An 11,970-nucleotide genomic window follows, 5' to 3' on the forward strand; every position below is an offset into this window, starting at 1 on the left:
GTTGTACTGCGGATGTTTTAGCTAGGCTAAGCCTATGGTGGATCAGCCCGGCGTCGGCATTTATCCGGAATATTGGGAGGCCGATGTCGTCCTGCGCGACGGCGGAACAGCCCACCTCAGGCCAATAAGACCCGAAGACGCCGATGCACTTCAAGCGTTCCACGCCGGCCAGTCGCAAGCATCCATCTACATGAGGTTCTTTTCCTTCAAGCCAAAACTTTCCGGCAAGGAAGTCAGGCGCTTCACGGAAGTGGACCATATCAACCGGGTGGCGTTCGTCATCACCATCGGTGGCGAGATCATGGGCATTGGCCGCTACGACCGGTTGGACGATCCCACCGAGGCCGAGGTTGCCTTCAACATTTCCGACGCCCACCAGGGCCGGGGCATCGGGTCGATCCTCCTTGAGCATCTGGCTGTGGCGGCCCGGGAGAACGGGATCCGGCGCTTTACCGCCGAGGTCCTGCCGGACAACCGGAAAATGCTGATGGTCTTTGCCGACGCGGGCTATGACCTCACGCGCCAGTTCGACGACGGCGTCGTCAGCGTTGAGTTCAACATCGACCCCACGGAGAAGTCCAGGGCCGTCATGGAATCTCGTGAGCACCGCGCTGAGGCGCGGAGCGTCCGGGACTTGTTGTCGCCGTCGTCCGTGGCTGTTATCGGTGCCAGCCGCAAGTGGGGGACGGTGGGCTATCAACTGCTGGAGCACATCATCGAGGGCGGCTTCAAGGGGCCGGTGTATGCCGTCAACCCCGAAGCTTTCGAACTCGCCGGCATGATCTCCTTCGCCAGGTTGTCCGAAATCCCGGGCCCGGTACAACTGGCCATCATCGCCGTTCCCTACGAAGAAGTGCCCACGGTGGTGGACGACTGCGCTGCTGCCGGCGTGAAGGGCATCGTGGTGGCGACGGCAGGATTCGCCGACGACGGAGAACGCGGCTTGATGCGCCAGCATGAGTTGGTGCGGCGCGCCCGGGCGAACGGCATGCGCGTGATCGGCCCGGAGTCGCTTGGGATCCTGAACACCCACCCTGCCGTGTCCTTGAACGCTTCCATGGCCCCCACCATGCCGCCCAGGGGCAGCTTGGGCTTGTTCAGCCAGTCGGCCGCTGTTGGCGTGGCCGTGTACGCGGCTGCCAGCCGCCGTCGGCTCGGTCTTTCCTCATTCCTGTCCGCGGGCAACCGCGCCGACGTATCGGGCAACGACGCCATGCAATATTGGGAGGACGACGCCGATACTTCCGCCGTTGGCCTCTACCTGGAGTCGATCGGAAATCCCCGTAAGTTCTCCCGGCTGGCACGCCGGCTGTCCCGCAGCAAGCCCGTTATCGTGGCCAAGTCCGATGTCACCGGGCTGAGCCTTCCGCCCGGGCACGAAGTCCGGACCACCCAGGCACCGGCCGCGGCAGTTGATGCGATGATGCGCCAAGCCGGTGTTATCCGCGTTGAAACCATTGAGCAGCTCATGGATATCGCACAAATCGCGTCCTCGCAGGCACTGCCGAAGGGCCCCGGCGTTGCCGTCTATTCCAATTCCGTGGCCTTGGGCAAAGTGGTCTCGGACAGCGCAGGTCCGCTTGGATTGGACGTGAACCGTCTGGTGACGGACGTGGACCTCGACGCCGGCATGTCGATTGCCCTTCCCGCCCTTCGGTCCAGCCTGCAGGAGAGCCTGGCAGACGAGTCCGTCCACGCTGTGGTTGCCGCCCTGCTTCCTGCGCGCGGGCTCACCGTGGAGTCCCTGGCCGCAGTACTTGCCGAATGCAGTGCCGAGGCTGGTAAGCCAGTGGTTGCCGCCTTCACGGGAATCCTGGACCCCTCCGTCCACGTGGAGGGGATGGTGGGGGCAGCGGGCAGGACCGTGCTGCCCTGCTACTCCAATGCCGGTGCCGCCGTTGCCGCGTTGGCGGCCATCGTCCGCTATGCCCAGTGGCGCGACAGGGATCAAGGACTGTTCGTCGAACCTGGGGGCTGCGATGCCGACGGCACGCGGGAAGCATTGACAACGATGCTGGCCGGCGTCACGGGTGAAAAGATCAGAAAGCTCGACGCCGGCGCTGCCGCTGCGTTGTTGGCAGGTTACGGCATCGAGGTAGTGCCCACATTCGGCTTCGGCACACCGGATGAAGCTGTCCTGGCGGCAGATGCCGCGGGGTGGCCCGTGGTGCTGAAGACCACCGATCCCGCATTGCGGCACCGGCTGGATCTGGGTGGAGTCCGCCTTGATATCCAGGACGCCGAATCCCTCCGGCAGAACATAGCCCAGATGCGCCGTGCCCTGGAACCCTACGGATCGCCGTCACTGGAGGTCCAGGCCATGGCTCCGGTGGGGCAGGCCTGCACGTTCCGGGCCATGGAGGACCCTCTGCTGGGCCCGGTCCTGTCCTTTGGTTTGGCCGGCGATGCCGTGAACCTTTTGGACGACTGGGCTCATCGTGTGCCGCCGCTCTCAGCGGCGGACCTGCATGATGTCATTCGCTCACCCAGGGCTTCCCGGAAACTCTTCGGCTACCAAGGCTTGCCTGCCGTGGATGTCGCAGCCCTGGAAGATATTGCCGCCAGGCTGGCCAAGCTCAAGGATGACCACCCTGGAATTGCCTTGGTGGAATTCAACCCCGTACTGGCTGGTCCCTCGGGCGCAACGATACTGGGTGCCGATGTGTGGATCGGCAACGCAGCCCAACGCACCGACAGTGCCCGCCGCGCGATGCGAAGTTAGCCACAGGGGGCGGAGCGCACGGTTAGGAAGTCACCAAGCGATCTGTGAAAATGGGGGAATGAGCACCCAGTCTCCGACGCCTCAATCACGCCCGTCCAACACCGGGCACCACACCTCGCACAACCATAGCTCGCAGGGACAGAGCCTGGACCAGGCTTTGCAGCAGGCAGGTTTCTACCCGCGGTTGGTTGCAGACGTCGTGGACGATGCGCTGGATGGCAGGGAGTGCCTGTCGCACTTGGTGCACTTGGAAACGCACTTCGACCGTGCCGAGGTCCGCAGGCACATCACTGTGCTGGTTCTCACGGAGGACATGCTGGTAATAACCCACGTTGATGACCAGCAGTTGGACGAAGCCGGTGAGCAGATCGTTGCTCAGATCTCTACGGAATCTGTGCCGGTTGCCCAAATCCGCTCCGTGGTCCTCAGTTACATGTATTCGCAGCCGCAGGACTACAAGCCGTCGGATCCCGTTCGGGAACTGACGGTTTCCATCGCCTGGTCCGGCGGGCAACGGTTGGATATGGGCCCCGCCAGCTGTGGGGATCCCCAATGCGAGGCAGACCACGGCTACAGCGGAACCATCGCCCAGGAAGACATCGTCTTGCGTATCAGCGCCGAGGCGGACGGGCTGCAGGCCGTGCAGGACGCCAAGTTGTTTGCGCGTGCGCTGCGTGCTGTCAATACAGGAAATCCCGGCCCGGTCCAGCATGCAAGCATTCCCGCTCCAAGGCCTCGTTCGGGCGTCTTCAGCAACCGCCTGAGCCGCGGACACCAGCGTTGAGGGACGCTGCACAGAACCAGAACGACGCTCCAAGCGGGACGAGGCACGCTGCCGACCTCCCTTCGCCCCCTCTCTTCGGGAGCAAGTCGATCGCTGAAGTCTTCACGAGTTCCGCCGCCTCCCTGGGGATTCCAGGATTCACCAACCACCTCAGCTTGCCGTCAGCCCAGCGTGTCTGTGTGATCCTGGCGGATGGTCTGGGCCGGAGCCTGCTGAAGCAAAAGGCCTCCCATACGCCGTTCATCCGGTCGGTTCTTGCCGGCGGGCAGAGGAGCGTGCCGCAGTGGATCGATTCGGCGTTCCCCAGCACCACGGCGGCTTCGCTCGCGAGTCTTGGCACAGGCTTGCCCGCGGGACAGCACGGCATGGTGGGATACGACGTCCTCGATCCCGCGCAGGACAAGGTAGTTAACCTCTTAGGCAACTGGGATCCGCAGGTGGACCCTGCGCAATGGCAGCCTCATGCAACAGTCTTTGAACGTCTGGCCTCCGAGCTGGACGTTGTGACCGTGAGCTTGCCCCAATTCGGCAATTCCCCGATGACCCAGGCTGCACTGCGGGGCAGCCGCTTCGTGGGCGGCACCACTCTCCATGCGCGGACTGCCGCAGCTGCAGAAGCGATGTCCGGTGGCGGCCGGTCCTTGATGTACTTTTACGTCAACGAGCTCGACAAAGCGGGCCACCGCTACGGTTGCCAGTCGGACCGTTGGGAACACCAACTCGAAGAACTCGATTCCACGGTGAAGAGGCTCTCGGCAACGTTGCCCGCAGGAACCACCATTCTGCTGACAGGCGACCACGGAATGCTGGACGTTCCCGAATCCCAGCGGATCGACTACTCCGCTGATGAATCGCTGGTGGCCGGTGTCCGGCACACCGCGGGGGAGCCGAGGATGGTGCACCTCTACCTTGAACCGGATGCCACCGATTCGCACCGCGAATCACTCCTTGCTGCCTGGCGTCGGCGTTTCGGCGAACGGATCTGGGCTTTCAGCCGGGACGAGGCCGTGGAAGCAGGCTTGTTCGGCACGGTGCGTCCGGAGGTCGCTCCCCGGATTGGCGATGTCATGATTGCCGCCCGCGACACCCTGGCACTCTACGACACCCGCCGTGCCCGCCCGGCATCCTTGGAGGTAGTGGGCCAGCACGGTTCGCTGACGAAGGCCGAGCGTGAGGTTCCACTGCTGTGCTTCGCCGCTGCCGGCAGGAAGGGCAAACGTGGCTGAGCTGGTCTTCTTTTCAGGCACCATGGACTGCGGCAAGTCCACCTTGGCTCTCCAGATGGACCACAACCACCGTGCGCGGGGCCGGGGCGGCGTTCGCTTCAGCTGCAACGACCGGGCCGGGGATTCCACCATCTCCAGCAGGCTGGGCCTTCAAACCGACGCGGTGGAGGTGGAAGACCACACCGATTTCTGGGACGAAGTGGTGGTTCGGCGTACCAGTGGACTTCGTGTGGACTATCTCATCTGTGACGAGGCACAGTTCTACTCGCCGCTCCAAGTGGAGCAGCTGGCTCGGGTTGTTGATGAGATGGACGTGGATGTCTTCGCGTTTGGCATTACGTCGGACTTCCGTACCAGGCTGTTCCCAGGTTCGCAGCGGCTGATCGAGCTCGCCGACAGGGTGCAGGTTTTGCAGGTCGAAGCTTTGTGCTGGTGCGGACGCCGGGCAACACAGAACGCCCGCACGCTGAACGGCATCATGGTAGTGGAGGGCGAGCAAGTGATGGTGGGCGATGTCGCTCCCACGGACGATGCTCCGTTTGCGGGAGTGGTGGGTTACGAGACACTGTGCCGCCGCCATTACATGCGACGCGTCACGGCGCATGGAGCCAATTTGATGGCGGGAGCGGACCAACCGCTTCCCTTCGACATTGACGCCTGCCTCTGGCCCGGCGCGGGCGAACTCCACCGTCAGTAGAGCTTCGCCACGGAATTAGTCTCCGCGGGCCCCAAAGACGATCTCGTCCCAGCTGGGGATGCTGGACCTCTTGGGCCGCGACGGTTGCCGCTCCGCCGGAGCATCTGCGTCCTTGGGAGCCCCGGCATCCTTGGCGTCCTCAGCGGTGGGCTTTTCTCCGTGGTTCTCGTTGAAGGACTCGTCGCGCGGGGACTCGTCCTCGGCCCGGGGAGTGCTGCTGCCACCGAGGAGTTCGTCAAGCCCCGCCGGCTTGCGACCGGCCAGCGATGTAACGGGGCGCAGGGGACTGGCCACCACTGTGATTTCCCGCGTCTCAGTGCTGACGCCGTTATGGAGCTTGAGTGAATCGTCGTCGTCATGGGATTCGACGTGCCTCGGCGCCAGGCTCAAACGCGACAGCATGGAGGGGCGTCCGTCCTTGCGGGCGGGTTCATCGGCCTGAGGCGTGGGCTCCGGATCGGCTGCCGCCGTTTCCTGCGGATCGTCAGCAACGTCCTCGCCGGGCCGCGGGTGGGCAGCGGGTACGTTGCTGAGGAGGACAGCCAACGCGTCATCCCCGTCCTCGTCCACGCCCAGGCGCTGACCGCGCCGCGACCGGAGCATTTCCAAGAGGCTGTCCGATTCCTTGGCTGCGGCCCGCGCGGCTGTGTCGGCATCGCTTTCAAAGTCGAAAGGCCGGTCGGAGACAGCGGCAAGCCTTCGTGCCGGCACGGGGCCGTCCAAGGGCTCCAGTTCACTGAGTTGCTGTGCCCACCGGTTGGCATTCTGCAGCGACTTGCGCTGGGGGCTGAACGTCCACATGGCGGGAGGCTCTTCGCCGATGCTGCCCTGGGTGCCCGGCACGGTTTCGAAGCGTGCGACGACGGTCCAGGAACCGTCCTGGCGGCGCCACGAATCCCACTCGACGGTGGAGGAATCTATGCCGTGGGCCGAAAGCCTGTGATCCACCATGTCGCCCAGCGTGGCCGGATTGTCGCCAAAAGCCGAACGATAGGTGTCGTGGCCAGGTACGGGAGATGCGACCTCGATGGCCCGTGCCTGCCGGGCGACGTACTCACGCTCTGCCAGGACTGGACCCTCGTACCGCTGGACGTTGGCAAGGGGAAGGCCGGAGAGCTCCGCGACTTCTGCTGCGGTGGCGCCGCTGCGGATCCTGGACTGAATGTCCCTGGGGGACATGGCGATAGGTGCATTGGAGGCGCGCGCGGCCACTTGGGCAGGGGTCCGGCTCGCCGCTGCCCTGAGGGCTTCGTCGATCGGAAGCTGGAACATCGCACCGCCCGGGCCGCTCAAGAGCAGATGCCCGCCGTCGTCGTGGACGCCTACCAGTCGTAGATCCTGCATAACACCCTCCACCACATGGCATAACTGACATTCGAAACTCTGCCACCCGGCGGGCCCTTTTCCTACTAGGAGCAAGGGCGTGCCGTGATATTCCGACGAAACCGGCCGAATGCCAGCTACTTTCGGGCAAAGATCGCGGGTATGGACTTCCGGGGTTGGGGGGAGGACAATCTGCCCGATATCGGGCACAAAACCGGGGTGCCCAACGTTGCACCCTTACACCGGCAGTAGATATATCCGCGAGACCGGGCGATCCCACCCGCAGCAGGTATGGAGGACTGAGAAGGACCATGGCCACCGATTACGATGCCCCTCGCAAAACCGAGGAAGACGCCAGCGAGGATTCCCTTGAGGAGCTCAAGACGCGCCAGTCGGGGAAGCAATCCTCTGCTGTGGACGTGGATGAGACCGAGCTTGCCGACGGCTTCGAATTGCCCGGGGCTGATCTTTCAGGAGAAGAACTCCTTATTCAGGTCATGCCGGCCCAGGCGGATGAGTTTACGTGCTTCAACTGTTTCCTGGTCAAGCACAGGTCTCAAATCGCGGCCGAGCGGAACGGCCACCTGTATTGCACTGAGTGCGAGAGCTAGGCCGCTTTTGTTGGCGGCCTTTAGCTGCGCGTGGTGGTCAGTGCCGACACGAGTTCGTCCGGCCTGCGCGACGACGCCAGCCAATACGGCGTGCGGTCTGCGGGGTCGGTGATCTCAATCTTGACCACCGGATCGATCCAACCACGGAAGCACATGTAGGCGAGGCCATTCAGTCGGGGACCCCGTTCTGCCGTTGCCTCGGCTTTCTTGAACGCCTGGACGGTACCGACGAACTTACGGTCGATGCTCGCCCTGCCCACCCGAACGGTATCGGACGTCACAGTGATTGTTGGCGTGGAGAGAACCAACATGGTGGTCATGATGGCCAGCAGCACCAGAGCTGCGATGATGCCGGTGGCAGCGCTGATGGGGCCAAACATCAGGATGCCCGCGCCGGACAGGCCTACCACCACGATCCAGATCCACACGGAGGGCCACAGCTTTTCTGTGTACACCACCCCGGCCGAGGAGGAGTTCCGGGCAGGAGTGGGCGAAGACTGGTCAGACGTAGGCATGGGTCCAGCTTATCGGTCAGGGGAGTGCCGTTGCGTCCAGTGGGCACCGTTGTCCGCGGACCTGCCAGGGGCTGGCTTTGCTGTCCCCGTAGAATGGACCACTGTGAGCAATGAGACCGCAGTTTTCAATTCAGATGCCGCCCCCGCCACTGCGGACGGCAGCGACACCACCGCAGCTTACGGTGCACCAACCTTGGAGGTGGAGCTGAAAATGCTCGACGCCGGGCTGGAAGCACCGTCATACGCGCACCCGGGAGACGCCGGTGCTGATCTTCGAGCCCGTGAGGACGTGCACCTTGCCCCGGGCGAGAGGAAGCTGGTTCCCACGGGCGTATCCATCGCCCTGCCAGACGGATTCGTGGCACTCATCCACCCCCGGTCGGGGCTCGCCACCAAGCATGGTCTCACCGTCGTCAACGCTCCCGGCACTGTTGACGCAGGCTACCGTGGCGAAATCGCGGTGACGCTGCTGAACACGGACCAAAACCATGCCATCGACCTCAAGCGCGGCGATAGAATTGCCCAAATGGTGATTCAGCGCGTTGAATACGCGCGGTTCGTGGCTGTTGACCAGCTGTCCGAATCCGTTCGGGGCACCGGCGGGTTCGGGTCCACGGGCGGCTTCAATGTAACGAAGGCCTGAGCAAACTACCGAACCCGGCATGCAGTGCTGACTGAATGGCTGCTGCATTGCCGTTGTTCAGCGTGGTTGCGGTTTACTTGGGGATAGACCACTACTAAGGAGAAAACCCAATGCTTTTTGGGCGCGGCAAAAAGTCCAAGGACGAGCGGTCGGAAACCGCCGGTACCGTTGAGGAATCCGGTGCGGCGGCGCAAGACCCGGAGGCCGGCGAAGCAGCCGGCACGCGGGGTGACTTCCGGTTGGGCAAGGGCCCCTTGGATATCGATGAGATCGAAAGCCGTGAAGGCTATGTTGACCTCGGTGCGCTGCTGATTGCTCCGGCCGAAGGTCTCCAGCTGAGGCTCGAAGTGGAAGAGGCCACCCAGCGGGTGGTTGCCGTAACCATGGACCTCGAGGGTTCCAGCTTGCAGCTCCAGGCCTTTGCAGCTCCACGATCCGAGGGTTTGTGGGACGAGATCCGGGAACAGATCACGGAATCCGTGTCGAGCCAAGGTGGCGAGACCGAGGAGATTACCGGCTCGTTCGGCACTGAATTGGTGGCCAAGCTGCCAGCAGAAGCTGCGGATGGCAGCCGTGGGTTCCGTGCGGCCCGTTTCATGGGTGTTGACGGTCCCCGCTGGTTCCTCCGCGGTGTGCTGGGAGGGCAGGCTGCTCTTGAGCGGGAAGCCGCAGCAGGCCTGGAGGAACTCTTCCGCCGGGTTGTGGTGGTACGTGGCGACAATCCGATGCCTCCGCGCGAACTCCTGCAGCTCCGCCTCCCCAAGGACGCAGCAGTGCCCGGACAAGCCGGCGCCCCGCAGGCAGCCCCGGAAATGCAGCAGCCGGAGCGAGGGCCGGAGATCACCCAGATTGGCTGACACTTCGGGCCTCAGCGGAGGGGCCGGCCAAGAGCACCAGGCGCAGGGCGTAAGGGATCTGCCGGGCCGGGGCAGGGCGGTATGCACAGGGTTCATCGAATCCGTGACTCACCAGCCGCCCAGCGAACAACCGTTCTTCTCCGCTGTGGTGGTGGATGCCTTGCGGCCCGGAACCCAGCCAGGGGCCGGGGCCGGGGGAGCCAGGAAGCCCTTTGACCGCCTCCGCGTGATCTGGCTGGGCAGGACCCGCGTTCCGGGCATCGAGGCCGGGGTGCAGCTTCGCCTCGAGGGCATGGTGACCCAGCTCGACGGCCTTCCGGCCATGTTCAATCCACGCTACGAAATACTTTCCCGTCAGGAGCACCTATAACCGTGGCCAACGGATCAGAACCAAACGACACCGGGCATGTGACGCCCCAAAGTGATGAATCACCGATAACTGTTCCGGCGAAATCCGCCGCGGACGGACCCAGCATGTCGGATCTTGCTGCCGGTTATGCCGAGAAAGCGGGCCTTCACAGGAACAGTGCCGGTCACGTGGACATGCTCAAATCGGCAGGTGGAGTGCAAGGCATCGCCGAGAGCATTGTCCCGGGCCTGGTGTTCCTGGTGGCATTCACCGTCACGCGCGACCTGACGCCTGCCCTCATCGCTGCTTTGGTTGCTGCCGCGGTTTTCACCGTGGTCAGGCTCATCCAACGCCGCCCCTTGACGCAGGCGCTGGCCGGCGTGGTGGGCGTTGGCATTTCTGCCTGGTTGGCGAACACCACCGGCAAAGCCGAGGATTTCTATGTGCTGGGCTTCTTCACCAACATGGCCTACATCGCTGCCATGGTGCTCTCCATCGCCCTTAAATGGCCGGTCGCCGGACTGCTCTTTGGTTTCGTGCGCAACGAGGGACTTGAGTGGCGAAAGGACCCGGAAAGGCTCCGGGCCTACAAGTTGGGTACGTGGATCGTGGTGGCCGTGCTTGGATTGCGCCTGGTGGTGCAGGTGCCCCTGTATTTCATGGGCGAGCCTGGACTCACAGCACTGGCTACCACCAGGTTGCTGATGGGGGCCCCGCTTTACATTCTGGGCCTCTGGGTGGCTTGGCTGGTCACCAAGCCGGCCCCTCAGCCGTCGAAGCCGTCGTCCTCAGCAGACTGATCGGCCACGTCCGAAACACTCTCGCGGGTTTCGTTCCCGTCATCTGACGCTGGTGACAAGAGGGCCCGCAGGCCGTCCTCCGCCGCAATGGTGGTGACGAAGAAGAGTTCGTCACCGCCGTCCAGGACGTCATCACGGGTGGGCGTGATGGGAGCCTGGTCCCGCAGAATGGCAACCAAGGTGGAGTCCTCCGGCCAGTCGATCCCGCCCACGGTGCTGCCAATGACGTGTGAGTCATGCGGAACGGTGAACTCCACTATGGATGCCACACCCGTCTGCAGGGTCAGCAGGCGCACAATGTCGCCGATCTCAACGGCCTCTTCCACGAGCGCCGTCATGAGCTGCGGTGTGTTGACGGCAACATCGACACCCCAGGAATCGTTGAACATCCAGTCATTTTTGGGGTTGTTGACGCGTCCAACGGTGCGCCCCACTCCGAACTCCGTCTTGGCGAGCAGCGACACCACCAAGTTGACCTTGTCGTCACCAGTGGCGGAAACCACGACGTCGGCATCCTCAAGTTTTGCGTCCTGGAGGGTGCTGAGTTCGCAGGCGTCTCCCACCAACCAGCGGGCACCCCGCAGCCCGCTGCGTCCGATGACCTCGGGCTTCAGATCGATCAGCAGGATCTGGTGCTTGTGGGCAAGAAGCTCACGGGCAATAGACGAGCCCACGCTGCCTGCTCCGACGATGACAACTTTCACTAAGACTCCTTGGCGGGTGCTTTGGCGAGGATTCGGCTGATCTCGGACGAGCGCTCCAGGCTCAACATCGCATGAACGGTGTCGCCCTCCTGATAGGCGGTGCCCTCTTCCGGGAGCAGGCCCTCGCCGAACCGTGTGAGAAACGCGATGCGGATGCCTGAGGCCGCCTCGATGGAATGCAGGCTGTGTCCGATCCAGCCCTCATGCAGGTCCACTTCGGCCAACACAAGGCGGCCTGATGGCTCGCGGTAGTCGCCGGCCAAATGTTGCTCAGGAAGAATCCGGCGGAGAACCTGGTCAGCACTCCAGCGCACCGCCGCAACAGTGGGTATACCGAGGCGCTGGTAGATTTCGGCGCGGCCGGGATCGTAAATGCGTGCCACCACGTGGGCAACGTGGAATGTCTCGCGCGCTACACGGGTGGCCAGGATGTTCGAGTTGTCTCCACTGGAGACGGCGGCGAAAGCGTACGCCTCTTCCACGCCGGCCTGCTTGAGGGTGTCCCGGTCAAATCCGACGCCAGTGACCTTGCGTCCGGTAAAGGTGTTGCGCAACCGGCGGAACGCCCGCTCGTCCTGGTCGATGATGGCGACCGAATGGCCCGCATCCTCCAAAGTGTGTGCCAAGGTTGCGCCAACACGGCCGCAACCCATGATCACGAAGTGAGCCACCATGTCTCCTTTTGTCTGTCGTCCGTCCCGCTCGGTATGACTTTACCTTTGCGGCCGGGGTAAGCCTG

At 63.5% G+C, this 11,970-nt stretch carries 13 protein-coding genes; 9 read left to right on the top strand and 4 right to left on the bottom strand.

The genetic code is table 11. From position 1 onward, the window contains the following. The first annotated feature begins 34 nt into the window (after nt 1-34). The 4 genes from BLW08_RS11230 to BLW08_RS11245 are packed head-to-tail and all read left to right on the top strand — an operon-like array spanning nt 35 to nt 5,429. Nucleotides 35-2,722 (top strand): bifunctional acetate--CoA ligase family protein/GNAT family N-acetyltransferase, encoded by a 2,688-nt coding sequence (locus BLW08_RS11230; RefSeq protein WP_091325101.1) that lies wholly within the window; start codon nt 35-37, stop codon nt 2,720-2,722. 58 nt (nt 2,723-2,780) lie between these two features. Next, the gene (locus BLW08_RS11235) at nt 2,781-3,506 is read left to right on the top strand and encodes a DUF5998 family protein (protein ID WP_090825446.1); all 726 of its coding nucleotides are present in this window, start codon (nt 2,781-2,783) and stop codon (nt 3,504-3,506) included. Beyond that, a complete protein-coding gene (locus BLW08_RS11240; protein WP_091325102.1) occupies nt 3,503-4,732 on the top strand; it encodes an alkaline phosphatase family protein in 1,230 nt (409 codons plus the stop codon). The genes BLW08_RS11235 and BLW08_RS11240 overlap by 4 nt, the downstream gene beginning before the upstream one ends. Continuing rightward, nucleotides 4,725-5,429, top strand: coding sequence for a thymidine kinase (locus BLW08_RS11245; protein WP_091325103.1), 705 nt, complete (start codon nt 4,725-4,727; stop codon nt 5,427-5,429). The genes BLW08_RS11240 and BLW08_RS11245 overlap by 8 nt, the downstream gene beginning before the upstream one ends. Before the next feature lie 15 nt (nt 5,430-5,444). Here BLW08_RS11245 and sepH read toward each other — a convergent pair whose 3' ends face one another. Then, the gene (gene sepH / locus BLW08_RS11250) at nt 5,445-6,773 is read right to left on the bottom strand and encodes a septation protein SepH (protein ID WP_091325105.1); all 1,329 of its coding nucleotides are present in this window, start codon (nt 6,771-6,773) and stop codon (nt 5,445-5,447) included. A gap of 290 nt (nt 6,774-7,063) precedes the next feature. Here sepH and BLW08_RS11255 point away from each other — a divergent pair, with 290 nt between their 5' ends. Beyond that, entirely contained in the window at nt 7,064-7,363 is a 300-nt protein-coding gene (locus tag BLW08_RS11255; protein WP_090825439.1) for a DUF4193 domain-containing protein, read from the top strand. 20 nt (nt 7,364-7,383) lie between these two features. Here BLW08_RS11255 and BLW08_RS11260 read toward each other — a convergent pair whose 3' ends face one another. Next, on the bottom strand, nt 7,384-7,878 hold the full coding sequence (locus BLW08_RS11260) for a DUF3093 domain-containing protein (RefSeq protein ID WP_090825437.1): 495 nt from the start codon (nt 7,876-7,878) through the stop codon (nt 7,384-7,386). Between the two features lie 103 nt (nt 7,879-7,981). Here BLW08_RS11260 and dut point away from each other — a divergent pair, with 103 nt between their 5' ends. The 4 genes from dut (at nt 7,982) to BLW08_RS11280 (ending at nt 10,527) form a co-directional block, all read left to right on the top strand. Then, entirely contained in the window at nt 7,982-8,521 is a 540-nt protein-coding gene (gene dut / locus BLW08_RS11265; RefSeq protein WP_091325107.1) for a dUTP diphosphatase, read from the top strand. Between the two features lie 110 nt (nt 8,522-8,631). Next, nucleotides 8,632-9,378 carry a DUF3710 domain-containing protein gene (locus BLW08_RS11270; protein ID WP_091325109.1) on the top strand — a complete coding sequence of 249 codons (747 nt, stop codon included), beginning with the start codon at nt 8,632-8,634 and terminating at the stop codon, nt 9,376-9,378. A 103-nt stretch (nt 9,379-9,481) separates the two neighbouring features. Further along, nucleotides 9,482-9,748, top strand: a complete 267-nt coding sequence (locus tag BLW08_RS11275) for a hypothetical protein (protein ID WP_090825502.1) — start codon at nt 9,482-9,484, stop codon at nt 9,746-9,748. Further along, nucleotides 9,745-10,527, top strand: coding sequence for a DUF3159 domain-containing protein (locus BLW08_RS11280; protein WP_091325110.1), 783 nt, complete (start codon nt 9,745-9,747; stop codon nt 10,525-10,527). The genes BLW08_RS11275 and BLW08_RS11280 overlap by 4 nt, the downstream gene beginning before the upstream one ends. Here BLW08_RS11280 and BLW08_RS11285 read toward each other — a convergent pair. After that, nucleotides 10,494-11,231 (bottom strand): potassium channel family protein, encoded by a 738-nt coding sequence (locus BLW08_RS11285; protein ID WP_091325112.1) that lies wholly within the window; start codon nt 11,229-11,231, stop codon nt 10,494-10,496. The genes BLW08_RS11280 and BLW08_RS11285 overlap by 34 nt on opposite strands. Next, a complete protein-coding gene (locus BLW08_RS11290; protein ID WP_090825500.1) occupies nt 11,231-11,902 on the bottom strand; it encodes a potassium channel family protein in 672 nt (223 codons plus the stop codon). Before BLW08_RS11290 ends, BLW08_RS11285 begins: the two co-directional genes overlap by 1 nt. Between the last annotated feature and the right edge of the window lie 68 nt (nt 11,903-11,970).

The organism is Arthrobacter sp. cf158 (assembly GCF_900106835.1).
Classification (GTDB): domain Bacteria; phylum Actinomycetota; class Actinomycetes; order Actinomycetales; family Micrococcaceae; genus Arthrobacter.